This is a genomic window from Streptococcus suis, from assembly GCF_002964045.1.
Classification (GTDB): Bacteria; Bacillota; Bacilli; order Lactobacillales; family Streptococcaceae; genus Streptococcus; species Streptococcus suis_U.
On sequence record NZ_POPB01000354.1, the window covers coordinates 1 to 26,103 of the forward strand.

Below are 26,103 nucleotides of genomic sequence, written 5' to 3' on the forward strand. Positions count from 1 at the left end.
GGGAAGCCTTTTTATTTTGTCCAAATAGCCACTATTCTGGCAAAAAGACGGACTATCAGACCAATAAACAGAAAAAGACAAACATCAAGCGAGATGTTTGTCTTCAATCTGAAGCCCTGCCAAATGGCGGGGCTTTTATGCACGAATATCAAGAAGTGGCTTACGACCAAAACTTCTCCGCAATTTCTTGACCTTGTTTAATTTTTGCCCACTGTTGAGGGATGGCCAATTCATTACCTGAATCGCACGATGCAAATCCACATTGGTGAGACAAGTAGAGTCGCTCTTTTGGAATAATTTTACTAGCTTCCTCAAGGAGTCTATATACTCGTTCTTCATCATCCAAGTCAGATGTCTTACTTGAAAGCAAGCCTAGTACAACTTCAACGTCAGAATCACGCAAGCTTTCTAGAGCTTTGAGATCACCCGCACGCTCATCATCCCACTCTAGGAAGAAACGACTGTATCGTTGGTTTTTAAGGAATTTCTCAGCAATAGCTTCATAAGTTCCACCAGCTGCAGAGCGGCTTTCATAGTTACCACGGCAGTTGTGGGTCCATACTGTTAATCCAATCTCATGACCATAGTCTGCAACAGCGTTGTTGATAGCGATAAATTCATCTGCAAGCGCACCTAAGGCCTCAGGATCATCTTGCGGTAAGAATGGAACTGGGTTTGATGGGTCGAAGAGTTCCCAAAGGCAATCGTCAAACTGGATAATCTGTCCACCAGCAGCCTTGTATTGATCTAAAAATTCCTTATAAGCTTCAATGAGACCGTCCTTCAATTCATCACGAGACTTGTAAACCTGATCTGGTCCAACTTGACCATTGAAAATTGTTAATTCATTAAAAGCATGGGCTGGACCAAAAATAGTCTGTTTGGTTACAGTTTCTCCAGCTAATTCTTTCACTTGTTGGTAAATTTCAATGTAGTGATGATTTTTTGATGAAAGTGGAGCAGTGATACGTAGACCGATATCCTTACGTGTTTCGTATGGTTGCCCATCGTGGTCTTTGAAAGGATAGCCATGGTCTGCAATGTAGCGTTCGATTCCCTCAAAGCCCCAGAGAAAATCAAGGTGCCACATTGAACGGCCAAATTCCCCATCTGTCACGATATCCAAACCGTTTTCTTTTTGTTCTGCAACAATTTTTTGGATAAGTGAAGCTTCTGTTTCTTTGTAACCATCGAAGTCATCATAGAATGGGTATTTGATGTCATCACGAGCTTCGATTTGACGTTTGAATTCTCCTAAAGTTGATGGACGTAGTAGTGAGCCTACTAATTGAAATCTTGATGTAGTCATGTAAAATCTCTCTTTCGATTTGTGATGAACCTATTCTAACCTATAAATGCTCATTTGAAAAATAGTTAAAAAGTGGCAAAATATATAGTTAGAAACTATAACAAAATGAAATAGAGAAATCCCTTTCGCTCACACATCAAGTGTGTTATAATTTTAGGAGTGTAAAATCCGAACGTTGTATATTTTAGGAGAGTGAAAAATGAAAAAACAATCCCCATTCCTTATAGCAGGAATTGTTATGTTAGGAGTTGTCATGCGTGCTCCATTTACAGCCTTGCCATCCATTCTAATAGATATTGCAAGCAGTTTGGGAGTTGAGGTAAGTTCGCTAGGAATTTTGACTTCAATCCCTCTTATCATGTTTGCGCTCTGCTCTTCTTTGGCACCTCGTCTGGCTGCTAAATTTGGAATGGAAAGGCTAATGGCCTTTGTACTATTGGTCATGGTTCTTGGTTCTGGGATGCGAGTGTTTAATCTACCTACTTTATTTCTTGGTACTATGTTGGTTGGAGCAACCATTTCCTTTATCAATGTACTCTTACCCAGTATAGTCGCAGCAAATTTTCCAAATAAGATTGGTTTCTATACTACCATATATATTACATTAATGGGGGTTGCGGCGACTGTTGCGTCTATGTTAGCTGTTCCAATTGTATCCGCAAGCTCTTGGCAGACCTTTATCATCTTGATAACAGCTGTAGTCTTGTTAGCCTTTCTGCTCTGGTTACCCAATGTCCGTAATAATCACCGTTTTGAAGTAAAAAAACAGGATAGGCAAGCAAGTTCAATTTGGAAAAATAAAACGGCCATTGCTTTTCTGATTTTTGGTGGCTTACAGTCTGTTCTCTTTTATACTGAAATTACTTGGTTACCAACTATTTCTCAGTCAGTCGGATTTTCTAAGGAAGAAGCAGGCCTGATGGCAGGTATTTTTAACTTGACAGCTATACCAATGTCCATGATTATACCATCCATCTTATCTCGTCATACTAAAGAAATACGTAGAAATATTATGCTTGGTACATCATCAGCAACCTTAGTAGGACTAGCTTTGATGACTATCTTACCAAATAATTTTATCCTCTGGTCCCTTTTACATGTTATTCTTAGTTTTTCAAATGCAGCTCTCTTCCCCTATATGATGTTGAGTTTTTCCATGAAAACAAGTTCCAGTCAGGCAACGGCTCAACTTTCGGGTATGGTGCAAACTGGTGGATATCTAATCGCAGCGGTTGGTCCAGGTTTATTGGGTTACAGCTACCCCTTATTTAATAGCTGGCTGCCTCTAATCATTGCTCTAGCTCTCGTTACAGTAGTTATGATGTGGACAATCGTACTGATTGAAAAAGAAGATGTTATTTTATAGTTGATTAGGTTGGTCTAGGCCAGCCTTTTTATATTATATGCTTACTATATGTGACAAGTAGGCTGGGAAATTTTATGATTCTGAAATGGGATTCAGAGAATGCAATAATCACTTTAAAAATCTAAAATGCATCAAAATTGTTAAATGACATATTTAAAAAAATAAAAAAACTGAAATGCATTGAAATGACATATATAAAAATTTAATTATACTCAAATGCATTGAATTGACTTATTAAAAAAGTAAAAATACTGAAGTGCTTTGAATTGACATGATTTAAAAGTTAAAAATACTCAAATGGATTGAATTGACATATTTAAAAAATTTTTTCCTACCACAACAATGTATTTACGTGTTCAAAACATTTATTTTTATGTTTTTGAAAATAAACAAGTTCGCAAAAAAATCCTATCGCCATATAGGAGATAGGATTTTTGCTTATGGACGATGAACTTAAATCCAACTTATTGTCCTGTGCAGTTGTAAAAAAATTAATGTGCAACACGACGGCGCGCAGCTTTTTTGCGATTTTCTTCAATGAAGGCTTCTTTCTTTTCTTCTGGTTCAATGATTGTTTTGTGAACGGTGAAGACTGCACCTGCTGCAAGAGCAACTGTAGAAAGAACACCTGTCAAGAAACCTTTTCCAAAACCTTTAGCCATAGTTATTTCTCCTTTACTTGTGTTATAATAGATTTTAGCGAAAAAACAAAATATTTTCAAGGAAAAAGATGAAAACTAAAGTTATTGTGGTCATTGGACCGACAGCGGTAGGAAAAACTGCCCTTGGCATAGAGTTGGCCCAGCGCTACAAGGGAGAGATTATCAGCGGTGATAGCCAGCAAGTCTATCGCAAACTGGATATTGGTACGGCAAAAGCTAGTCCTGAAGAGCAGGCTGCTGCGGTTCATCACTTGATTGATGTCCGAGATGTGACCGAGGGCTATTCGGCTTATGAATTTGTAGCGGAAGCCAAGGCTTTAATTGCAGACATTACTAGTCGTGGCAAGTTGCCTATTATCGTGGGTGGGACAGGGCTTTACATCCAAAGTCTGTTAGAAGGCTACCACCTGGGTGGTCAAGTTGACCAGGAGCAAGTTCTTGCTTATCGGGCGGAACTCGACTGCTTGTCTGACGAGGATTTGGAAACAATGGCAGAGCAGGCAGGTTTGGTGGTCGAGGGCAACAGCCGACGGAGAATCATTCGTGGGTTAGAGTTGAAAAAATTTGGCAAAAACTTAGAAAATACAGAGTCAGGATATGAGCCACTTTACATCTGCCTGACGGATGACAGACAGGTCCTTTACGACCGCATCAATCAGCGAGTGGATAAGATGATGGCGGCGGGCTTACTAGATGAAGTTAGCTGGCTCTACCAAGAACACCCAGATGCCCAAGCGGCCATGGGAATTGGCTACAAGGAGTTTTTCCCTTATTTTTCAGGTGAGCTTTCGCTAGAAGAAGCAATTGATAAAGTCAAGCAAAATAGCCGCCGCTTTGCCAAACGCCAATTGACTTGGTTCAGAAATCGGATGCAGGTTCCCTTTTACTCAGTAGGCGAGCCAGATTACAAGTCGCAGATTTTCACCGCCGTGGAGGAATTTTTAAATGATTGAAACCCAGAAAGAACAAGAACGCGCCCTCCTGGTTGGAGTGGAATTACAGCAGACAGACAACTTTGACATGTCCATGGAAGAGTTGGAAAGCCTTGCTAAGACGGCTGGCGCTCTGGTCAAGGGAGTCTACACTCAAAAACGTGAAAAATACGACAGCAAGACCTTTGTCGGTTCAGGGAAACTAGAAGAAATTGCCCAGATGGTTGAAGCTGATGAGATTGATACCGTCATTGTCAATAACCGACTGACACCCCGCCAGAATGTCAATCTGGAAGAGATTTTAGGTGTCAAAGTCATCGACCGTATGCAGCTGATTTTGGATATTTTTGCCATGCGGGCACGGAGCCACGAAGGCAAGTTACAGGTCCACCTAGCCCAGCTCAAGTACATGTTGCCACGCTTAGTTGGACAGGGAATCATGCTCAGCCGTCAGGCAGGTGGTATCGGCTCTCGTGGACCAGGTGAAAGCCAGTTGGAGCTCAACCGTCGAAGCATTCGCAACCAGATTCATGACATTGAGCGCCAACTCAAAACAGTGGAGAAGAACCGAGCGACTGTCCGTGAACGCCGCCTGCAATCAGGCGTCTTCAAAATCGGCTTGATTGGCTATACCAATGCTGGCAAGTCCACTATCATGAATGCCATGACGGATAAGCGACAGTACGAGGCGGACGAACTCTTTGCCACACTTGATGCCACGACCAAGCAGATTAACTTGGCTGACAAGTTCAACGTGACCTTGACCGATACGGTTGGGTTCATTCAGGACCTGCCGACCGAGTTGATTTCCGCCTTCAAGTCCACCTTGGAGGAGTCCATGAACGTTGACCTCTTGCTCCATGTCATCGACGCCTCTGACCCAAATCACAGTGAGCAGGAGCAGGTGGTCTTGGATATTTTGAAAGACCTGGATATGCTGGACATTCCACGTCTAGCTCTCTACAACAAGTTGGACAAGACCGATGACAGCTTTACTCCTAGTCAGTTTCCTCATGTCATGCTGTCCGCTAAGGATGAAAATGCCAAAGGCCATATTCAGATGATGGTCTTGGCCAAGATAAAGACCATGTTTGAACGATTTGAGGTCAGGGTGCCACTTGCTGAATCTTATAAATTGCATGATTTGGCAACCCTGGCACTGATAGAACATCGGACCTACGAAGAGGATGTGGAAGTGGTATCAGGCTATATCGCTTCCAGCAATAAATGGAAGTTGGAAGAATTTTATGACAGATTATCTTAATTTGGCAATCAAATACGGTGGCTTTACCAGTCTGGACAAGGTCTATCTGGCTAAGAAATTAGCCGATTTGACTGACCAACAAAAACTGGATTTTATCACGCCACCGCCCTCGGTTATCAATGCCTATTTTGCGGAAATCTACCAGAAACAAGGGGCAGAAGAGGCGACGGACTATTATCTGACTCTTTCTCAGCAGCTGAGCCTTTTTCAAAAAGAACCCAGCTTTGCTGAAGACAAGCCCTTTGTCCGTCTTAATTTGTCAGGTAAGTCTTTCGGCTTTGCCTATGTGTCGGCGGACGGTCTGGCCCAGGTTTTTTCGGAAGGTGTAGAGGAAGTGACAGAAAGTTTGCTCTTTGAAATCGCCCAAGTCTTTCCCCACTATGTCATCTTTGTGGAGGAGGGCAAGATTTTCATGAAAGCCAATCCCTTTAAGGAGGCCGAGTTTGAGGACGTTGAAACAGACTACCTTTTGACCCAAGTGGCGATTGGAGAAGGTTTGGTCAAGATTTCAGGCTTTAATCTGGAAGAAGTGCTGGAAGTTGCGGACGGCTATGCTGGTCAGTATTACTACACCTGGTCGGGTCGCTCTGCAATTTTATATATAAAACATTAGAAAGTAAACAATGCAAATTCAATTTTTAGGTACGGGGGCTGGTCAGCCCTCCAAGGCTCGAAATGTATCCAGTTTGGCCTTGAAACTCTTAGATGAAATCAATCAGGTTTGGCTTTTTGACTGTGGCGAAGGAACTCAAAATCAAATTTTGGAAACCTCTATTCGTCCGCGAAAGGTCGCAAAAATCTTCATCACTCACCTACACGGAGACCATATTTTTGGTTTGCCTGGTTTTTTGTCTAGCCGTTCTTTCCAGTCTAGCGAGGAGCAGACTGATATTGATATTTATGGACCTGTGGGCATTCGTTCATTTGTTTTGTCTAGTCTGAAAGTATCAGGGACACGCCTACCTTATCGCATTCATTTTCATGAGTTTGATGTGGATACGGTAGGTCAGGTCCTAGAAACGGACAAATTCACGGTATTCGCTGAAAAGCTGGACCATACCATTCCTTGTGTCGGCTATCGTGTCATCCAGAAAGATTTGGAAGGGACATTGGATGCAGAGGCTCTGCGCGCGGCAGGTGTACCATTTGGTCCCCTATTCGGTAAAATTAAAAATGGTCAAAACGTGACGCTAGAAGATGGGACTGAAATTATCGCGAGTGACTATATTTCTCCTCCTCGGCCTGGTAAGGTAGTGACCATTCTTGGTGATACGCGCAAGTGTCATGCCAGTGTGCGTCTGGCTGTCAATGCTGATGTGCTGGTGCATGAGGCGACTTACGGAAAAGGCGATGAACAAATTGCTCGCAAGCATGGCCATTCGACCAATATGGAAGCCGCTCAGGTTGCCAAGGATGCTGGTGTCAAGCAGCTCTTACTCAATCATATCAGTCCACGATTTTTATCCAAGGATATTAGTCAATTACGGAAAGATGCAAGTACTATTTTCGAGCAGGTTCATATTGTCAAGGATTTAGAGGAAATTGAGCTATGAGAACCATTCTGATCACAGGTGCCTCTGGTGGCTTGGTACAGGAAATGGTGCCATTGCTGAAAGATGATTTTTTGATTTTACTAGGTCGTGATGTGGCAAAAATTGAGCAGCTCTATGCTTACCATGAAAAAAAGGCTGTCTTTGATGTAGACATCCGAGATGAAATAGCTCTGACGGCATTTTTCGATGAACTGGATAGTCAGTTTGGTCAGATTGATATTTTAGTCAATAATGCTGGCTATGCCATTTACGATGATTTTGAGAATTTTTCCAGCCAGCAGGTGCAGGCTATGTTTGACATCAATACTTTTGCCCTGATGACCATGTGCCGTTTAGTAGGCAAACGGATGAAGGCCAGACGGAGCGGGCAGATGATCAATATTATTTCCATGTCAGGCTTGATTGCTTCAAGCAAGTCATCTGTTTATTCGGCGACCAAGTTTGCAGCTATGGGTTTTTCCAATACCATTCGCTTGGAATTAGCCCAGTATGGTGTGACAGTTACTACGGTCAATCCAGGTCCAATCGCAACCAGCTTTTTCGATCAGGCTGACCCGGATGGAAGCTATCAAGAGAGCGTCAAGGCTTTCTTGCTGCAACCAGACTATGTTGCCAAGAAGATTGTTTCGGCTATGGGGACGAAAAAGCGAGACATCAATCTGCCTTGGTCACTAGCAACTGCTCATAAACTCTATACGCTTTTTCCAAGACTGGCGGACTATCTAGCCAGCACAGTATTTAATTATAAATAGCTAGAAAATCTAGGTTAGCATAGATTTTTTTGAAAATTCCTTGTATAATAATTGAAATTAACTATTAGTGGAGGAGAAATGAAGAAACTTTGGAGATTGATTTATAGTCGAACCTTTATCGTATTGAGTTTAATCGTTCTGACGGTAGTAGCAATATTTTGGGCAGTTGGCTCACTAGCTGTGTATGTTCCGGCTATGTTGACCGTATTGCAGATTTTTTCCATTATTATAGCCATTTCTATTATCAATCGCCCTATGAACGCTAGCTTTAAGCTGACCTGGATTATTTTTGTCATTGGTATTCCCATTTTTGGAGCCTTATTCTACTTTATCCTGCAGTCCAATATTGAGACCCGACGCTATCGAAAAACCTTTCAGCGACAGGCAGAGATTTTGCGTCAGTATGGTAAGACCTCTGACAAGGTGATGAAAGGTCTGGCAAAAGAAGACAGGGAGCAGTTGAAGTTGGCTCACTACATGAGTGAGTATGTCGGCTATCCTCTTCATACCAATACCGACGCGGTTTATTTCTCATCAGGAGAAGCTAAGTTTGAGGCCTTGTTGGAGGAGTTGAAAAAAGCAGAGCGTTATATCTTTATGGAGTATTTCATCGTGGATTTCGGCTATATGTGGGAATCGATTTTGGATATACTGAAGAAAAAAGCAGCCCAGGGTGTGGAAGTCCGATTTATGTATGATGGAATGAATTCCCTCAGCACCTTGCCTTATACCTATTACAAGACCCTGCGTTCCTACGGTATTAAAACTCGAGTATTCTCACAGATTATCCCTGCTTTATCGACCGTTCAGAACAACCGTGATCACCGTAAAATTGCGGTCATTGATGGCAAGGTGGCCTTCACGGGTGGTGTCAATATTGCAGACGAATACATCAATAAGCGGGAGCGTTTTGGCTACTGGAAGGATGCGGCCATCATGATCAAGGGCGAGGCAGTGTCCAACTTTACCCTCATGTTCTTGCAGATGTGGAACCACAATGAGAAAAAGCCAACTGACGACTTGAAATACTTGAAAGCGGCGCGTGAAGCTGAGACAGAAGTCGTTGACGGTGAGGGCTATTTCTTGGCCTATGGAGAAAGTCCATTTGATAATGATGAAGTTGCCAAGCGGGTCTATCTGGACATGATTCAGTCGGCGACAGACTACATCTATATCATGACCCCTTATTTGGTCTTGGATGACGAGATGATTGACAACCTGACCTATGCCGCAAAACGTGGCGTAAGGGTCAAACTGCTCTTGCCTCATATCTACGACAAGCAGTCAGCCTATCTAGCCGCTCGGACAGATTTTAGAACCTACCTGGAATCAGGAATTGAAATCTACGAATTTACTCCAGGATTTGTCCATTCTAAGGTTGTCTTAGTCGATGATAAGAAGGCAACTGTAGGCACAGTCAATATGGATTTCCGCTCCTTCTATCTCAATTTTGAGTGTGGTTTGTATGTCTACAACCACAAGCAGGTCTTGGCAGATATTTTACAGGATTTCGAGGACTCCTTTGCCCAATCTGAGCGAATCACCTTGGTCGGTTTTGAAAATACCTATCCTTGGTATAAGCGACTAGCTGGTGCACTGATGAATATCATTTCCCCATTGCTGTAATCGCATTAAATCTTTTATGGAGCGAGGACTCAACTGCTTGATTTGAGTTTACCTTGCTCCATTTTTCTTTGAAAATGGTATAATAGTAGGATAGCTTATACTCAATGAAAATCAAAAACAGACTAGGCGACGCAGATGCAGATCGAACTGATGTTCATCAAATCAAGTCAACAACGTCTGCTTTTGATTTTCGAAGAGTATTAAAGGAGTAAAAAACGTGATAAACCCCAACTATGACTGGCAATTATTGACCGGTTTTTCTGATGAACAATTTATCAAAGTTGCAAAAAAAGAAGGATTGGATCCTGTAGCTGCAAAGTTACTCTACGAACGTGGCATTCAGTCAGCGGAAGCTTTGCAAGCCTTTTTACAACCAAGCCTAGAAGATCTTCATGACCCCTACTTACTTCACGATATGGACAAGGCGGTAGAGCGAATCCGTCGTGCCATTGAAGATTATGAACAAATCTTGATTTATGGGGATTATGATGCGGACGGGATGACATCGGCATCAATCCTCAAGGAAACCTTGGAGGAAATGGGAGCAGAAGTCCAGGTCTATCTTCCAAACCGTTTTACAGATGGCTATGGTCCCAACCAGTCGGTTTATAAGTATTTTATCGAGCAACAGGGCATTTCTCTGATTGTGACGGTGGATAATGGCGTTGCGGGTCATGAAGCCATTGCCTATGCTCAGGAAATGGGTGTCGATGTTGTCGTGACTGACCACCATTCCATGCAGGAAACTCTTCCCAACGCCTATGCCATTGTTCACCCAGAACATCCAGAGGGTAACTATCCCTTCAAACACCTAGCTGGTTGTGGTGTGGCTTTTAAACTGGCCTGTGCTCTTCTTGAAACGGTTCATGCAGACTTGCTAGACTTGGTTGCCATTGGTACTATCGCTGATATGGTTAGCCTAACAGGCGAAAATCGTGTTATGGTCAAGTACGGTCTTTCTCTTCTTAAACAAACTGAGCGAGCAGGTCTTCAGGAATTATTCAAAATTGCAGGAATTGATGTTGACAGTATTGACGAAGAAACTATTGGTTTCCAACTTGCTCCGAGATTGAATGCTCTGGGACGTCTGGATGATCCAAATCCAGCCATCGAATTATTGACTGGTTTTGACGATGAAGAAGCCCATGAGATTGCTCTCGTGATTGACAGTAAGAATGTCGAGCGTAAGGATGTCGTTCAAGCTATCTATGATGAGGCCAAGTCCATGCTTCGTTCTGATAGACCTGTGCAAGTTCTAGCTAAAGAGGGCTGGAATCCAGGTGTTCTAGGAATTGTTGCGGGTCGTTTGCTTGAAGAATTGCACCAGCCTGTTATTGTCTTGTCCATTGAAGATGGAAAAGCCAAAGGGTCAGCCCGCTCAGTTGAGGCTGTGGACATTTTCCAGGCCCTCAAAGACCATCAAGACCTCTTTATCGCCTTTGGTGGCCATGCTGGTGCCGCTGGTATGACCCTGGAAGTGGAAAAATTGGACCAGTTGGCCGATACACTGACAGCCTACATCATTGAGAACAAGCTGGACTTGTCTAGCAAATCTTCCCTTGTCTTAGATGAAGAATTGGACTTGGAAGAATTAACTCTTGATACTCTAAAGTCCTTTGAAAAATTAGCACCCTACGGCATGGACAATAAAAAGCCGATTTTCTATGTCAAGGATTTCCAAGTGGAATCTGCGCGGACCATGGGGCAGAATAATGCCCACCTCAAACTTCGTATTACCAAAGGGGCGGCTGGTTTTGATGTGGTGGCTTTTGGCAAGGGCAATCTTGCCTTGGAATTTTCTCAGGCTAAAAACTTGGAGTTGGCCGTTACTCTCTCAGTCAATAAGTGGAATGGCAATACCAGTCTCCAGCTCATGCTAGTGGATGCCAGGGTCAATGGTGTTCAACTCTACAACATTCGCGGAAAACAACATCAGCTTCCAGTTGGAATTCCTCTTGTGGATGTGGCCAATCCAGCGACGGATGAAAAGGCGGTTGTCCTAGCTAGTTTGCCAGAGGACATCAGCAGTCTGCGCAGCTATTTCCAAGAAAATGACTTTGAGGCAATTTACTTTAAAAACGAGATTGCCAAGCCTTACTATCTAGATGGCTATGGTAGCCGTGACCAGTTTGCCAAATTGTACAAGACCATCTACCAGTTTGACGAGTTTGATGTGCGGTATAAATTGAAAGACCTAGCCTCTTACTTGAAAATCAAGGATACCCTCTTGGTCAAAATGATTCAGATATTCCAAGAATTGGAATTTGTTACCATCACAGACGGTGTCATGCGAGTTAATAAAGAGGCACGGAAACGGGAAATCGCAGAAAGTCAGATTTACCAAGACTTGAAGGAAACCGTTATCCAGCAAGAGTTGATGGCACTTGGTACGGTTCAGGAAATCTATGACTGGCTATGTGGACGAGCTTGATGATGACTGTATTTCTCGGTCTTCTGGTTTTATGGGGTATCTTTATGTTAATTAGATACATCAATCGCCGGAAAAAAGCCTTGAAAACCTTGGAAGAAGTTGAACCAGTCCGGCAAGCCTTGACAGAATTGAGGAGCAGAGGGTGGTCAGAAAAGGCGATTTACAAGGCATTTCTTAAAGATTTACTGAAAATGCCACAAAATGAAATTCTAGTCTTTGTCCAAAACTTCATGGATGAGCTTTCGATTTTTGCCTCGACCAGTTTTTACAAGTTGTTAAAGGCTGAAAGTTGGTCTATGACCAAAGAAAAAGCACTGAGTTTGCTAGAGCAGATTATGGTGATGTTGGAAGCTCCAGAAGAACTACACCATAGCCACCTGCCGGACTTGCTAGAGAAAATGGACGGTAACTGTCCTCCACACCATCCTTTCTGGCGCTTGTTTGCTGACTTAATTGACAAAGCCTTTCCTGGTCAGGAGCTGGCGAAGAATGGTGAACTGAGCAAACAAGTCCATCAATTGCGCTATCTGATTTCCTACCAGCAGGCGACTTGGGTGCGTCAGCACTATGGACAAGGAAAATCAGATTGGCAGGCCTTGGTAGCCTACCTAGCTAGTCTGCCTCGTTGGTCCTATCGTTTGAGGGAATCTGCCCGACTGCATAATAAGCAATTTTTTGCTAGGGATGAGAAAAAAATATTACCCATCAATCTTAAGGTCTTGATTGGATTTCATAGCGAATTCATCCTGGCACAAGAAGGACAAATTGCCTTGATTTTAGAAGAAAGACCTTCTAAAAACGGTGTTGTCAATGGAGCCTCTTTCAATTATGCCAGAGCCAATAATCAGCGCCATTACCAGTTAGACATGGCTCCAGTCGGTCCGCATGACCCTCCTTTTCGTAAGAAAATGATTAGGTCTAAAGCTGGGACCTATCTTTCTCCTACTCGCATTTCTAAGCATAAAAGCAAGCTTAATCAGACAGCTTGGGAACAATCTTATTTCAATTCCCAAGGCTATTTTTCCCATAAGGGACATAGCAGAGCTGCGCTTGTAGCTAGCTTGGGTAGGCGATTTGCCAAAGATATAAGATTTGAAATGTACCAAAAACTAATTTCATGGTATAATAAAGAGTAAAAATTAAAAATTTAAAGAGAGACGAAAATGAATTTAAAAGATTACATCGCAACTATTCCTGACTATCCAAAAGAAGGTATCGAGTTCCGTGACATCAGTCCACTGATGGCTGACGGGAATGCCTATAGCTATGCAGTGCGTGAAATTGTTCAATACGCGACAGATAAGCAAATTGATATGATTGTTGGTCCAGAGGCGCGTGGTTTCATCGTTGGTTGTCCAGTTGCCTTTGAATTGGGAATTGGTTTTGCGCCTGTTCGTAAGCCAGGCAAATTGCCACGCGAAGTTATCTCTGCTGACTACGAGAAAGAGTACGGTGTCGATACCTTGACAATGCATGCGGATGCTATCAAACCAGGTCAACGTGTACTGATTGTTGATGATTTGTTGGCTACAGGTGGCACTGTCAAAGCAACCATCGAAATGATTGAAAAACTTGGTGGTATTGTAGCTGGCTGTGCCTTCTTGATTGAGCTGGATGAGCTGAAAGGCCGTGAAGCGATTGGCGACTACGACTATAAAGTCTTGATGCATTTTTAGTTCATTGTTATAGCCAAATCTTATAACTGGTACTTATTTTCTTCTAATTGAATTGCATACCATCCTGTCTTATAATAAAGATAAGAAACTCAGGAGGTAGCATATGCCAATTAAAATTGAAAAATCATTACCAGCAGTTGATATTTTGAGAGAAGAGAATATTTTTGTCATGGACAGTGTCCGTGCCAGTCATCAGGACATCCGTCCCATCAAGATTTTAATTCTCAATCTCATGCCACAGAAAATTGTGACGGAGACTCAGTTGCTCCGTCTTTTGGCGAATACACCCTTGCAATTGGAAGTGGAATTTCTTTGTATGGCAAGCCATGAGTCAAAAAATACCCATTCTGACCACTTGGAACAGTTTTACAAAACCTTTGAACAGGTCAAAGATGGATTTTTTGACGGATTGATTGTCACGGGTGCTCCAGTGGAAAATCTCCCCTTTGAAGAAGTGGATTATTGGCAAGAACTGACTCAGGTCTTTGAATGGTCTAAAACTCATGTTTATTCGACCTTACATATTTGCTGGGGGGCTCAGGCTGGCTTGTATGCACGCTATGGTGTACCAAAGCATGCAATGGCGCAGAAACTTTCCGGAGTCTATAGTCAGGAAGTTTCTCATCCAACTTGTTCCTTAATGCGTGGATTCGACGACGAATTTCGTTCGCCTCATTCCCGATATACAGAGGTCAAAGAAGAAGATATTTCCCATTTAAAAAATTTACTCGTTCTTTCAAAAGGGGAGGATGTTGGATTGTCTATCTTAGCTAGTAAGGATTTGAGAGAAGTTTATAGCTTTGGACATTTGGAGTATGACCGAGATACACTAGCTAAAGAATATCAGCGCGATTGCTTGGCAGGTAAAAATCCCCATGTACCAGAAAATTATTTTAAAGACAACGATCCAACAAGTCGACCTTCCTTATCATGGAACTTACCAGCAGCGCAATTCTTTACCAACTGGGTCAACTATGCTGTCTATCAAGAAACGCCATACGATTGGAAAACCTATGAACAGTCTGCGCTTTCAGCAAGTCTTTAATATTTAAAGAGGTAATATGAACATTACACAACACTATCGGCAAGGACACTTGGTTCTACCTGCGGCCATTTTGTTTCATTACCAAGAGCTTTTTCCTTCTGCGGATGACTTTTTGATTTGGCAATTTTTCTTTTATCAAAATTCCTCATCCATAGAGTCCTTGGCACCGAGTGAAATTGCACAAGCAACAGGTAAAACAGTGGCTCAGGTCAATCAATCGATTGAAAATTTACAAGAAGCAGGACTTTTAGATTTTAAAACCATTAGTATTGCTGGTGAGATTGAAATGATTTTCGATGCCTTTCCAGCCTTGGAGAGACTGGACGAATTGATGAGTCCTAAAGAACCAGTCAAAGAACAGCATACAGAAAACGATTTGAAGACCTTGGTCGGAGATTTTGAGAGAGAGTTGGGACGGTTTTTATCCCCATTCGAAATCGAGGACTTACAGAAAACAATTGAAGATGATAAGGTGTCTGTTGACTTGGTTCGTACGGCCCTCAAGGAAGCTGTTTTTAACAATAAGACCAATTGGAAGTATATTCAAGCCATTCTGCGCAACTGGCGCCGTGAAGGCATTACAACAGTTGCCCAGGTAGAGGCAAAAAATGCAGAAAGAGAAGTTCAGATTCCTAAGAATGTAACGGTATCTAGTGACTTTCTTGATGCGATGAATCTTTGGAAAGATTAATATGGAAACAAAATTATCAAGACGATTAGAGGCAGTAGCCTCCTATGTGCCTCAAGGGGCTCGATTAGCAGATGTAGGGAGTGACCACGCTTATCTCCCTCTTTTTTTGGTGGAACAGGGTAAGATTGATTTTGCGGTCGCAGGTGAGGTGGTCCAAGGTCCCTACCAGTCAGCTCTTCAAAATGTTGAGCAGGCAGATCAATCAGACAAGATTTCAGTCCGCTTGGCAAATGGTCTGGCAGCAGTGGAGCAGGCTGACCACATAACCACTGTGACCATTGCAGGTATGGGGGGGCGCTTGATTGCAGAAATTCTTGAGGCTGGTAAGGACAAGCTGGTTTCTGTAGAGCGATTGGTTTTGCAGCCCAACAACCGTGAAGATGATGTCCGTCGTTGGCTGGTCGCCCATGATTTTCAGCTTGTTGCGGAGGAAATCTTGGAAGAAAATGATAAGATTTATGAAATCTTGGTAGCGGAGAAAGGAAATGTTGACTTGACTGCAGACCAGTTGCGGTTTGGTCCTTATTTGCTGGAAGAGCAGTCTGCGACCTTCCAGAAGAAGTGGCTCAAGGAGCTAGACAAGTTGACCTATGCCTTGGAACAAGTGCCTCTTGAACGCCAGGCTGACCGCTCTGCCATTTCTCAAAAAATCCAACAAATTCAGGAGGTGCTTCATGTTAGCAAGTAAAGTGATCGAGCGTTATCAAGCTTTTTGTCCGCCGGCTTTGGCTATGGAAGGTGATGTCAAGGGGTTGCAAATCGGCACACTCAAGAAGGACATCCGTCGGGTCATGGTGGCTTTGGACATTCGTGAAACGACGGTGGCGGAGGCTATCGACAAGCAGGTGGACCTAATTATCGTCAAGCACGCTCCGATTTTCCGTCCGATTAAGGATTTGGTGGCAGATAATCCGCAAACAAAAATGTATCTTGATTTGATTAAGCACGACATTGCGGTCTATGTCAGCCATACGGACATTGATGTGGTGGACGGCGGCCTCAACGACTGGTTCTGCGACCTTCTGGGGATTCAGGATACTAGCTACTTGATTGAAACTGCCGAGGGGCAGGGGCTTGGTCGTGTGGGGACAATAGCAGAGCAGACCTTGGAGGAATTGGCTTTGAAAGTAAAGGAAGTCTTTGGTCTAGATGCTGTTCGTCTGGTGACCTACGGTCACCAAGCCAAACAGTATGTCAGTCGTGTGGCAATTTGTGGTGGCAGTGGTGGTTCCTACTACTATGAGGCTCTTGCCAAGGGGGCAGATGTTTACATTACAGGCGATATTTACTACCATACGGGTCAGGATATGTTGACACAAGGTTTGCTGGCGATTGATCCAGGTCACCATATCGAAGCTTTATTTATCAAGAAAATTGCAGATTTGTTGGAAACTTGGAAGGCAGAAGAGGGCTGGGATGTGGAAATTCTTCCTTCAACCGTTTCGACCAATCCATTTAGACATTTGTAGGAGTTGCGTTTTGCAACTTTTTTTATAAAATTGTTCTTGCAATTTTTTGTAAATTAGGATATCCTAATTATTGAAATATGCATGATTAAAAAGGAGTTGAGATATGTCTTGGTTTTCGGAACAGTCTGTGGTCATCCAGGCTTTAATTGGTGGTCTATTTACATGGTTTTGTACTATTCTGGGTTCAGCCATTGTCTTTTTCTTTAAGACGGTCAGTCGTCGGTTGCTAGATACCATGTTAGGCTTTGCGGCAGGTGTTATGATTGCGGCCTCTTTCTGGTCCTTGCTGGCTCCGTCGATTGAATATGCTGAAGCTTCTTATGGCAGTCTGGCTTGGATTCCAGCAGCAGTTGGTTTTGCAGTCGGTGGTATTTTCTTGCGTTTGGTGGATGCCTGGGTACCGCATTTACACTTGGGACATGACAAGGATCAAGCAGAAGGTGGCGACGAGAAGAACAGAAAAAATCTGTCGAAGACAGCTCTGCTTTTTTTAGCCATTACCATTCACAACATTCCTGAAGGTTTGGCTGTCGGAGTGACATTTGGTGCCTTGGCTTCTAATTATAGTCCAGCTGCCTTTGTAGGTGCTTTAGGGCTTGCGATTGGGATTGGCTTGCAAAATATCCCTGAAGGAGCAGCCTTGGCTATTCCTATTCGGACAGATGGGGCTTCACGTTGGAAGGCATTTTATTGGGGTTCTATGTCAGCCGTTGTTGAGCCGATTGCGGCTTTGATTGGCGCGGTGGCAGTAACCTATATGACACCAATCTTGCCTTACGCTTTGTCCTTTGCAGCTGGCGCTATGATTTTTGTGGTTGTGGAAGAATTGATACCAGAATCACAAACAAATGGCAATACAGACATTGCAACACTTGGGCTCATGGCTGGGTTTATCATTATGATGGTTCTGGATGTTGCACTTGGCTAAGAAATAAGAGGAAGAAGTCTGATGTTCGGGCTTTTTTCTTATGACTTTATCTTTGAAAATATGGTATAATGAACTAAATATGTTTTAGGGAAGGTACTCTTATATGAAAGGTATTATTCTAGCAGGTGGTTCAGGTACACGCCTTTATCCTCTGACACGAGCGGCTTCAAAACAATTGATGCCTATCTATGACAAACCAATGATTTATTATCCCTTGTCAACACTTATGTTGGCTGGAATTAAAGAAATTTTGATTATCTCAACTCCGCAAGATCTTCCACGTTTCAAGGATATGTTGGGAGATGGTTCTGAACTAGGCATTACTTTGTCTTATGCTGAACAACCAAGTCCAGACGGCTTGGCGCAAGCCTTTATCATCGGTGAAGAATTTATCGGAGATGACAATGTTGCCTTAATCTTGGGTGACAACATCTACCATGGAAACGGTTTAACTAAGATGTTGCAACGGGCTGCTAGCAAAGAAAAGGGTGCGACTGTCTTTGGTTACCAAGTTAAAGATCCAGAACGCTTTGGCGTTGTAGAATTTGACGCAGACATGAACGCCATTTCCATCGAAGAAAAGCCAGAGGTACCAAAATCAAACTTTGCTGTTACTGGTCTCTACTTCTATGACAATGATGTTGTAGAGATTGCGAAAAATATCAAGCCTTCACCTCGCGGCGAGTTGGAAATCACAGATGTCAACAAGGCTTACTTAGACCGTGGCGACTTGTCTGTGGAACTCATGGGCCGTGGATTTGCTTGGTTGGATACAGGTACGCATGAAAGCCTCTTGGAAGCTGCACAGTACATTGAAACGGTTCAACGTTTGCAAAACGTTCAAGTGGCTAACTTGGAAGAAATTGCCTACCGCATGGGCTACATTACAAAAGAACAAGTACATGAATTGGCACAGCCACTTAAGAAAAATGAATACGGACAATACTTGCTCCGTTTGATTGGAGAAGCCTAATGACAGAAAACTTTTTCGGTAAAACACTAGCAGCTCACCCAGTTGAAGCTATTCCTGGAATGTTAGAATTCGACATTCCTGTTCATGGCGACAACCGTGGCTGGTTTAAGGAGAACTTCCAAAAGGAAAAAATGTTGCCTCTCGGCTTCCCTGAAAGCTTCTTTGCAGAAGGGAAATTACAAAATAATGTTTCCTTCTCTCGCAAAAACGTTCTTCGTGGTCTTCACGCAGAGCCTTGGGATAAATATATCTCCGTAGCGGACGGCGGTAAGGTTTTGGGAACTTGGGTCGATCTTCGTGAAGGCGAAACCTTCGGCAACACCTACCAAACCGTTATCGATGCTTCAAAAGGTATCTTCGTTCCGCGTGGCGTAGCCAATGGTTTCCAAGTTTTGTCAGACTTTGTATCCTACAGTTACTTGGTCAACGACTACTGGGCTTTGGAACTCAAGCCTAAGTATGCCTTCGTCAACTACGCTGACCCTAGCCTCGACATCCAGTGGGAAAACCTAGAAGAAGCGGAAGTTTCAGAGGCAGATAAAAATCACCCACTTCTCAAAGATGTGAAGCCTTTGAGAAAAGAGGACCTCTAATGTTTCAAGCCTTTTTGGAAATAGCAGAGCAGTTAAACAAGTTAGGAATCACTCCCTTGTTAATGGGCTCAGTTGGTTTGGAAAGTCGCACAGGGAGGGACTGGCAGGCAGGAGATTTGGATATTCATGTTCCAAGTGATCCGCGTGGCTGGGAAGCCCCAGACGACGAACGGATTTACCGTGCAGATGAGCTGATAGCCATGATGAATCAACTTGGTTATGTCCTTGTTGACCGTCATGAACATGAATTTCATAAAGACGGCTTATCTGTTGAATTCGGAGGCCTACATTCACTGCCTGAATTTGCTGGAGTAGAGCTCGAAGATTTGGAAGAACTAGAAACAGCAGGTGTTCGCTATTACCTACCGACACTTGAACAATACCTAAAAATCTACCAAGCCTCTTCAAAAGATTCCTACCGAGCAGAAAATAACAATCAAAAAGACTTTGCCAAGATTGCTTACTTGAAAGAAATCTTGAGGTAGTCTGGCAATCAAAGAGGGCGAGCATAGCGAGCCAATAGCGATAGTTTCCGCCGTAGTGAAAATAGGAACCTGGATTCATAGTTCAGTACCTTCATCTAAGGCTATTTTTTCAGCTACTCATCGTTAGTTTTTTTCAGATTACAGTCAGTACTTCCTCAAAAAACTGCCTTGATTAGCGAAAAACTATCTCTTATATAAAAGCACTTCACTTGTGAATACAGGTTCCGAGATTACGTTTTACGCAATCTTGCAGGGAAATTTTGAAACCATAGGTTCAAAATTTAGCCATGAAACCGAAGGTTTGCTGGCGTCCCCACTACTTAAGGAAACTATCAAAAAAAGAAAAATTCGGAGAAAAAAATGTCTCAATTTAAAAATATTATCGTAACTGGTGGAGCTGGTTTCATCGGTTCAAACTTTGTACACTATGTTTATAACAATCATCCAGACGTTCACGTAACTGTTTTGGATAAACTTACTTATGCAGGAAACAAGGCTAACTTAGAAGCTATTCTTGGTGACCGTGTTGAGCTGGTTGTTGGTGATATTGCAGATGCTGAATTGGTTGACAAACTGGCAGCTAAGGCAGATGCAATCGTTCACTACGCAGCAGAAAGCCACAACGACAACTCCCTCAACGATCCAAGCCCATTCATCCATACCAACTTTATCGGTACTTATACCTTGCTTGAAGCGGCTCGGAAATACGACATCCGTTTCCACCATGTATCAACTGACGAAGTATATGGCGACCTTCCTTTGCGTGAAGATTTGCCAGGTCATGGTGAGGGTCCAGGTGAGAAATTCACTGCAGAAACCAACTACAACCCGTCATCACCATACTCATCAACCAAGGCTGCATCAGACTTGATTGTCAAAGCATGGGTGCGTTCATTTGGTGTCAAAGCAACCATTTCAAACTGTTCAAACAACTATGGTCCATACCAACACATCGAGAAATTTATCCCACGCCAAATCACCAACATCTTGGCAGGTATCAAGCCAAAACTATACGGTGAAGGTAAAAACGTCCGTGACTGGATTCATACCAACGACCACTCGACTGGTGTTTGGGCAATCTTGACAAAAGGCCGTATGGGTGAAACGTACCTAATCGGTGCTGACGGTGAGAAGAACAACAAAGAAGTGCTTGAATTGATTCTTGAAAAAATGGGTCAACCAAAAGATGCTTATGACCACGTGACTGACCGTGCAGGACACGATTTGCGCTATGCTATTGACGCAAGCAAACTACGTGATGAGCTAGGCTGGACACCACAATTCACAGACTTCTCTAAAGGTTTGGAAGAAACGATCCAGTGGTACACAGACAACCAAGACTGGTGGAAGGCTGAAAAAGAAGCCGTTGAAGCTAACTATGCTAAGACGCAGGAAGTTATTAAATAAAACAATCGAAGGCTGGGGCTCATGCCCAAGCCTTTCTTGAAATAAGGAGCAAATATGATTTTAATTACAGGTGCAAATGGCCAGTTGGGTACAGAGTTGCGTTATCTCTTGGATGAGCGTGGTGTTGAGTACGTTGCTGCTGACGTAGCAGAAATGGACATCACGGATGCAGACAAGGTGGATGCCTTTTTTGCAGAAGTCAAACCAAGCGTTGTTTACCACTGTGCAGCCTATACAGCTGTTGATATGGCTGAAGACGAAGGCAAAGAACTCAACTACAAGATTAACGTAACAGGCTCTGAAAATGTTGCCAAGGCAGCAGCAAAATACGGTGCAACCCTCGTTTATATCTCAACGGACTATGTCTTCAATGGTGATTTGCCAGTCGGTCAAGAGTGGCAAGTAGATGACCAGCCAGATCCACAATCTGAATACGGTCGTACCAAGCGTTTGGGTGAGGAAGCAGTCGAGAAGTTTGCAGACAAGTTCTACACTGTTCGTACGGCTTGGGTCTTTGGTAACTACGGTAAAAACTTTGTTTTCACCATGCAAAATCTTGCGGAAACCCGCGATACTTTGACGGTTGTTAACGACCAGCACGGTCGTCCAACCTGGACACGTACTCTTGCGGAATTCATGGTACACTTGGTGGACACCAAGCAAGCATTTGGCTACTACCATTTGTCAAACGATTCATCAGAAGATACAACTTGGTTTGACTTCGCTACAGAAATCCTAAAGGATACCAACACCAAGGTATTGCCAGTGGATTCTAGTCAATTCCCAGCTAAGGCAAAACGTCCATTCAACTCAACCATGAGCTTGGACAAGGCAAAAGCCACAGGCTTTGTCATCCCAACTTGGCAAGAAGCTTTGGAAGCATTCTATAAGCAGGAAAAGAAATAAACGTATATGCTATTAGATTATTAAATAGATAAAGATTATATGGTTGCTATATTGGCTTCATTATGACATCAAGTCAGATTTTCTTTTCCATTCACTTCGAGCGGGCAATCCCCGCTTTTTTGTAAATCAACAGTTTCTCAATATTTTAGACAGAATTTTCATGCTTATATTAGGAAGGATTAGCCCTATTTTGAACTATCATCATATACTTTTTGATCTAGACCACACCCTCCTAGATTTCAATCTTGGTGAAGAAGTTGCCTTGACACAATTTTTAGAATCCATGCAAGTGGAGGATATTGTGGCTTTTAAAGAAGTATACCGTCCCCTCAATCAAGGCATGTGGAAGGACTTAGAGAAAGGTCTCATCACTAAAAAAGAGCTGATTAATACACGATTTTCAAAAACTTTTGCACATTTTGGTCGTGAAGTGGATGGTCAAGAAATGGCCCTTCGCTATCAGGAATTTATCGGTAAACAAGGGCAAATTTTTGATGGTGCAGACCGACTGCTACAAGAACTGGGTGACTGTGGTTACAAACTTTATGCTGCTACAAATGGAGTGACCTATATCCAGGAAAATCGTCTCCTAAACTCACCTACTCTACCCTACTTTGAACAAGTTTTTATTTCGGAGAAGATGGGGACACAAAAACCTTTGGCAGATTTTTATGAAAAAATAGCAGAGCAGATTGGATGTTTGGATATGAGTCAATTTCTCATGATTGGAGACAGCTTGACTGCTGATATCCAGGGTGCCAATAATGTAGGCATGGACTCGGTGTGGTACAACCCAATGCAGCTTGAAAAGCTAGGTCAGGCTCAGCCAACCTATATTATTTCAAGTTACCAAGAACTATTGGATATATTAGTTTAGAAATTATTTTGTTTTATAAAATAAATTTAAGGAACGAACTGTAAACTATAAACATAAACATAACCAATCGATTTTTGAAATGAAATCTATTTTAAGGAGAGTAAGGTGAAAAACTTACTAAAGAAAATTCGTCCGGAACAACCATTGAAAGAATTAAGATGGTTTGATTTGCTTATTTTGACTGCGATTATTTGGGGAAATTCAATCATCACATCGACTCAAATGTGGATTGCATCCTTCTCAGCAACAGAAGCAGTTGATGCAAGTGTCAGCTCCTTTAGTTCATCCGATGACTGGTGGGCTATCGGAAATGAATTAAAGCTGCTCGCAATTGCTTTAATTTATCTCTTCATTCGTCGCTTTGATTTCAAACAATTGAAAGTCAAACTTCATTGGAATGTCCTTTTATGGGCTCCTGCCATCTTCTTAGGTGCAGGCTTTCTTTGTGACTTAGCCTTTGATGTTTTTGACCTGTTCCCAAGTCTGACGGATAATTTTACATATTTAGGATATTTTCCATACTATGATTGGAGCATTTCGAGTGTTATTGAAAAATTCGCTACATTAAGTCCAAGCCGTGTTCTATTTTCATTGATGAATGGATTCTATGAGGAATTTTTCTTTCTCGGCTTACTGCTAAGTACCAATAAAAAGTATCGACCATGGATACTCGCCTTTTCAACTATTGTACGAGTCTCATTTCATACTTACCAAGGTCTTCCGTCTGCACTCATTATTGGAGTAGTTTTCGGTTTATTCTATTACTTCATGTACACGCGTAAGAATGATAATTTATTACCGTTTTTCTTAGGTCATGCATTTGCAGATATGGTAGGCACGAGTTTTTTCTATCTATTTGTTGCGGGTTAATTCGTTTACAGTACCAGTCAAATTCAAGTTGCTATCAATAATTTAGGTTTATTATGATAAATGCGCTTATCTGAAATTCGTTCATTATCAATCATCATGTATTTGTTTAATATTTTTTTCAAATATGGTATACTATTCAATAGATATTTATAACAGGATTGGGGGAATGTGAAATGAAAAAAAGGATAGGTCTTCTTATTCCTATGTTAATAATTCTCGTAGCTTGTAGACAAGAAACTGGTGCGAGTAGTCAGGCAAGTTCGGCAGCAACTTCGTCTTCTAAAAATCAGGCGAGTTCGACAGTAGCTTCGTCTTCTAATAGTCAGATAAGCTCAACACAAGAGCAAGTTGATGTAAATTCTAGTGAATCAAGCTCCAGTGTAGATTCTAATTCTCAGACAACTTCAAATACTGAAACTACTATAGAAAATGGTACAGCCAATACCAAAGCTACATTTAATGGCAATTATTATAGTGTGCAAGGAAAGTATGGCGAAATTATTATTGCCAATAAAAAGCATCCTCTTTCTCCGAGTTATGCTCCTGGAGAAAATCCACAAGCTTTGGCAGCGTTTCAAAAACTGATTGCAGATATGCAAGCTCAGGGATTTGCAATATCCAATAATTACAGTGGCTTTCGTTCCTATGATACTCAAGCTGGTTTATATCAATCTTATGTGAACCAAGAGGGGCAAGCGGCAGCAGATACCTATTCTGCACGTGCAGGTTACAGTGAACATCAAACTGGTCTCGCCTTTGATTTGCTTGATAGTTCGGGGAATTTATTAGAAGAACCTGCCGCATCCCAGTGGCTGGCTTCAAATGCTCATCGCTATGGCTTTATTGTTCGCTATCTGCCTGGTAAAGAATATAGCACTGGCTATATGGCGGAGTCTTGGCATGTACGATACATCGGACAGGAAGCAACAGATATTTACAATTCTGGCCTGACATTGGAAGAATACTTCGGTGTTCCAGGTGGAGGATATGAATAATAAAAAGGTTGGTGCCCCCAACCTTTTCTTAATCAAAAAAATTGTCCGTATAACTAACTCGTGATATAATGAGCTATCAAACTTTGGAGGTATCCCATGCTAAAAACAATGGAAGTATATTTGGTAACAAATGGCAATGGTTTAGAAGCAATTGAATTCTACAAAAACGCAATTGGTGCAGAGGTGGAACAAGTTAACTTGTTCAAAGATTTCTTGCCAGACTGTCCAGCAGAATTAGAAAACTTTGTCATGAATGCCCAATTCCGTTTGAACGGACAACGGTTCATGCTTTCTGACAATAACCCAGAAATGCCTTACTCAGTTGGTGAAAACATTACAGTTGCCTTGATTACGGATGATGCTGAAACTGCCAAAGACTTGTTTACCAAACTATCTGAAGGTGCTATGAAAATTACAATGGATTTGCAAGCTGTGCCATGGTCACCTGCTTATGGTTCATTGCAAGACAAATTCGGTATCCACTGGCAAGTCAATGCTGAAGTTGCAGACTACGGTCAAGAATACTATGCTGAACAAGAATAATATCAACATTTTTTAGAGATTAGGTTTCAGGGTATTTGATTTATCTTGAGACCTATTCTCTTTATTTAGTTGAAGTAGGATTTGAAAGGAAAATTAGATGAAAGTAACGACAGGTTTGATTTTTAATGGTCAGACAGAAGCGGCGTTTTCTTTGTATAAAGAGGTGTTCCAGACAGAATTTGTCAGCCCAATCGTACGTATGAAAGCCATGATGCCTGAATTAGATGGAACTCCAGAAGGTGAACGCGTACTGTATGTTGCAATCAATATCGGTGACCATCAATTAAAAGGAAATGACTCTCCAGATGTTCCAGAGGACTTACGTCAACACCCACAAGCATATTCTTTGTTTGTAGAGGTTGATTCAGAAGCTGAAGGTCAACGCATTTTTAATGCCTTATCTGAAAAAGGTCAAGTTGTTTATCCATTAGAAGTACAGCCTTGGGGAGATTACTATGGACATTTGGTAGACCAATTTGGCATCAAATGGGATGTAAAAATTAACTAGAATGCTTCAGATTTCATTTGAATCTTAAAAAGAGTCTAAGAAAAATTTAAATCTTCAGTTTAAAAGAAAACCAGATTTCGACGAGGAAATCTGGTTTATTTTGCTATGGCTTCGAGCCAGTTTTTCTCATAGAGAAAAACAAGAAAACCACCAGCTATGCTGGTGGCTGACAAGGCTTTGAGCTTCCATTTCTTTTTCCTGTTATAATCTAATTGTTCAGGTTAGATAAAGGAGGAAAAAGA

General features: G+C 42.2%; 28 protein-coding genes. 26 read left to right on the forward strand and 2 right to left on the reverse strand.

Going from position 1 to position 26,103, the window contains the following annotated elements; all coding sequences use genetic code 11:
- Window positions 1–191, forward strand: a 191-nt coding sequence (locus C1E99_RS08305) for a hypothetical protein (protein WP_161951177.1), incomplete at its 5' end; no start/stop codon positions are given.
- Here C1E99_RS08305 and C1E99_RS08310 read toward each other — a convergent pair.
- On the reverse strand, window positions 161–1,309 hold the full coding sequence (locus C1E99_RS08310; RefSeq protein ID WP_105207241.1) for a cobalamin-independent methionine synthase II family protein: 1,149 nt from the start codon (window positions 1,307–1,309) through the stop codon (window positions 161–163). The two genes, C1E99_RS08305 and C1E99_RS08310, sit on opposite strands and share 31 nt — an antisense overlap.
- Window positions 1,310–1,508: 199 nt before the next feature.
- On the opposite strand from C1E99_RS08310, the gene C1E99_RS08315 reads away from it, so the two are divergent.
- Window positions 1,509–2,675, forward strand: coding sequence for an MFS transporter (locus C1E99_RS08315; protein WP_105207242.1), 1,167 nt, complete (start codon window positions 1,509–1,511; stop codon window positions 2,673–2,675).
- A 491-nt stretch (window positions 2,676–3,166) separates the two neighbouring features.
- Here the strand turns inward: C1E99_RS08315 and C1E99_RS08320 are convergent, their stop codons facing one another.
- Entirely contained in the window at window positions 3,167–3,337 is a 171-nt protein-coding gene (locus tag C1E99_RS08320) for a DUF3042 family protein (RefSeq protein ID WP_002941416.1), read from the reverse strand.
- 68 nt (window positions 3,338–3,405) lie between these two features.
- On the opposite strand from C1E99_RS08320, the gene miaA reads away from it, so the two are divergent.
- The 24 genes from miaA to C1E99_RS08445 all read left to right on the forward strand — a co-directional run bounded on the left by miaA (window position 3,406) and on the right by C1E99_RS08445 (window position 25,861).
- A complete protein-coding gene (gene miaA, locus C1E99_RS08325) occupies window positions 3,406–4,290 on the forward strand; it encodes a tRNA (adenosine(37)-N6)-dimethylallyltransferase MiaA (protein WP_105207243.1) in 885 nt (294 codons plus the stop codon).
- The gene (hflX, locus tag C1E99_RS08330) at window positions 4,283–5,533 is read left to right on the forward strand and encodes a GTPase HflX (RefSeq protein ID WP_105207244.1); all 1,251 of its coding nucleotides are present in this window, start codon (window positions 4,283–4,285) and stop codon (window positions 5,531–5,533) included. Before miaA ends, hflX begins: the two co-directional genes overlap by 8 nt.
- Window positions 5,517–6,146 (forward strand): cystathionine beta-lyase, encoded by a 630-nt coding sequence (locus C1E99_RS08335; RefSeq protein ID WP_105207245.1) that lies wholly within the window; start codon window positions 5,517–5,519, stop codon window positions 6,144–6,146. The genes hflX and C1E99_RS08335 overlap by 17 nt, the downstream gene beginning before the upstream one ends.
- 10 nt (window positions 6,147–6,156) lie before the next feature.
- Window positions 6,157–7,086: a ribonuclease Z gene (gene rnz, locus C1E99_RS08340; protein WP_105207246.1), complete on the forward strand. Its 930-nt coding sequence runs from the start codon at window positions 6,157–6,159 to the stop codon at window positions 7,084–7,086.
- The gene (locus tag C1E99_RS08345; protein ID WP_105207247.1) at window positions 7,083–7,838 is read left to right on the forward strand and encodes an SDR family NAD(P)-dependent oxidoreductase; all 756 of its coding nucleotides are present in this window, start codon (window positions 7,083–7,085) and stop codon (window positions 7,836–7,838) included. Before rnz ends, C1E99_RS08345 begins: the two co-directional genes overlap by 4 nt.
- Window positions 7,839–7,916: 78 nt before the next feature.
- On the forward strand, window positions 7,917–9,464 hold the full coding sequence (gene cls, locus C1E99_RS08350) for a cardiolipin synthase (protein ID WP_105207248.1): 1,548 nt from the start codon (window positions 7,917–7,919) through the stop codon (window positions 9,462–9,464).
- A gap of 217 nt (window positions 9,465–9,681) precedes the next feature.
- Entirely contained in the window at window positions 9,682–11,895 is a 2,214-nt protein-coding gene (recJ, locus tag C1E99_RS08360; RefSeq protein WP_105207250.1) for a single-stranded-DNA-specific exonuclease RecJ, read from the forward strand.
- Window positions 11,895–13,031, forward strand: a complete 1,137-nt coding sequence (locus tag C1E99_RS08365) for a DUF3114 domain-containing protein (protein WP_238146222.1) — start codon at window positions 11,895–11,897, stop codon at window positions 13,029–13,031. The genes recJ and C1E99_RS08365 overlap by 1 nt, the downstream gene beginning before the upstream one ends.
- A gap of 27 nt (window positions 13,032–13,058) precedes the next feature.
- Window positions 13,059–13,571 carry an adenine phosphoribosyltransferase gene (locus C1E99_RS08370; RefSeq protein WP_105207252.1) on the forward strand — a complete coding sequence of 171 codons (513 nt, stop codon included), beginning with the start codon at window positions 13,059–13,061 and terminating at the stop codon, window positions 13,569–13,571.
- Between the two features lie 103 nt (window positions 13,572–13,674).
- Window positions 13,675–14,616 carry a homoserine O-acetyltransferase MetA gene (gene metA / locus C1E99_RS08375; protein ID WP_105207253.1) on the forward strand — a complete coding sequence of 314 codons (942 nt, stop codon included), beginning with the start codon at window positions 13,675–13,677 and terminating at the stop codon, window positions 14,614–14,616.
- 16 nt (window positions 14,617–14,632) lie between these two features.
- Window positions 14,633–15,307, forward strand: coding sequence for a DnaD domain-containing protein (locus C1E99_RS08380; protein ID WP_105207254.1), 675 nt, complete (start codon window positions 14,633–14,635; stop codon window positions 15,305–15,307).
- A 1-nt stretch (window position 15,308) separates the two neighbouring features.
- Complete coding sequence (locus tag C1E99_RS08385) at window positions 15,309–15,995, forward strand: tRNA (adenine(22)-N(1))-methyltransferase (RefSeq protein WP_105207255.1); 687 nt, start codon at window positions 15,309–15,311, stop codon at window positions 15,993–15,995.
- A complete protein-coding gene (locus C1E99_RS08390; RefSeq protein ID WP_105207256.1) occupies window positions 15,982–16,776 on the forward strand; it encodes a Nif3-like dinuclear metal center hexameric protein in 795 nt (264 codons plus the stop codon). Before C1E99_RS08385 ends, C1E99_RS08390 begins: the two co-directional genes overlap by 14 nt.
- A 103-nt stretch (window positions 16,777–16,879) precedes the next feature.
- Entirely contained in the window at window positions 16,880–17,704 is an 825-nt protein-coding gene (locus C1E99_RS08395; RefSeq protein WP_105207257.1) for a ZIP family metal transporter, read from the forward strand.
- Window positions 17,705–17,807: 103 nt separating this feature from the next.
- A complete protein-coding gene (gene rfbA, locus C1E99_RS08400; protein WP_105106412.1) occupies window positions 17,808–18,677 on the forward strand; it encodes a glucose-1-phosphate thymidylyltransferase RfbA in 870 nt (289 codons plus the stop codon).
- Complete coding sequence (locus C1E99_RS08405) at window positions 18,677–19,270, forward strand: dTDP-4-dehydrorhamnose 3,5-epimerase family protein (protein ID WP_105207258.1); 594 nt, start codon at window positions 18,677–18,679, stop codon at window positions 19,268–19,270. The genes rfbA and C1E99_RS08405 overlap by 1 nt, the downstream gene beginning before the upstream one ends.
- Complete coding sequence (locus C1E99_RS08410; RefSeq protein WP_105207259.1) at window positions 19,270–19,755, forward strand: phosphoribosylanthranilate isomerase; 486 nt, start codon at window positions 19,270–19,272, stop codon at window positions 19,753–19,755. The genes C1E99_RS08405 and C1E99_RS08410 overlap by 1 nt, the downstream gene beginning before the upstream one ends.
- Window positions 19,756–20,115: 360 nt before the next feature.
- Window positions 20,116–21,162, forward strand: a complete 1,047-nt coding sequence (gene rfbB, locus C1E99_RS08415; protein ID WP_044688980.1) for a dTDP-glucose 4,6-dehydratase — start codon at window positions 20,116–20,118, stop codon at window positions 21,160–21,162.
- Between the two features lie 54 nt (window positions 21,163–21,216).
- Complete coding sequence (gene rfbD / locus C1E99_RS08420; RefSeq protein WP_105207260.1) at window positions 21,217–22,068, forward strand: dTDP-4-dehydrorhamnose reductase; 852 nt, start codon at window positions 21,217–21,219, stop codon at window positions 22,066–22,068.
- Window positions 22,069–22,258: 190 nt separating this feature from the next.
- Entirely contained in the window at window positions 22,259–22,945 is a 687-nt protein-coding gene (locus tag C1E99_RS08425) for a YjjG family noncanonical pyrimidine nucleotidase (RefSeq protein WP_105207261.1), read from the forward strand.
- A 105-nt stretch (window positions 22,946–23,050) separates the two neighbouring features.
- Window positions 23,051–23,815 (forward strand): CPBP family intramembrane glutamic endopeptidase, encoded by a 765-nt coding sequence (locus tag C1E99_RS08430; RefSeq protein WP_105207262.1) that lies wholly within the window; start codon window positions 23,051–23,053, stop codon window positions 23,813–23,815.
- A gap of 173 nt (window positions 23,816–23,988) precedes the next feature.
- Window positions 23,989–24,810 (forward strand): LD-carboxypeptidase LdcB/DacB, encoded by an 822-nt coding sequence (gene ldcB, locus C1E99_RS08435; RefSeq protein WP_105207263.1) that lies wholly within the window; start codon window positions 23,989–23,991, stop codon window positions 24,808–24,810.
- Window positions 24,811–24,906: 96 nt separating this feature from the next.
- On the forward strand, window positions 24,907–25,353 hold the full coding sequence (locus C1E99_RS08440) for a VOC family protein (RefSeq protein ID WP_105207264.1): 447 nt from the start codon (window positions 24,907–24,909) through the stop codon (window positions 25,351–25,353).
- A 97-nt stretch (window positions 25,354–25,450) separates the two neighbouring features.
- Window positions 25,451–25,861, forward strand: a complete 411-nt coding sequence (locus tag C1E99_RS08445; protein WP_105207265.1) for a VOC family protein — start codon at window positions 25,451–25,453, stop codon at window positions 25,859–25,861.
- Window positions 25,862–26,103: the final 242 nt, after the last annotated feature.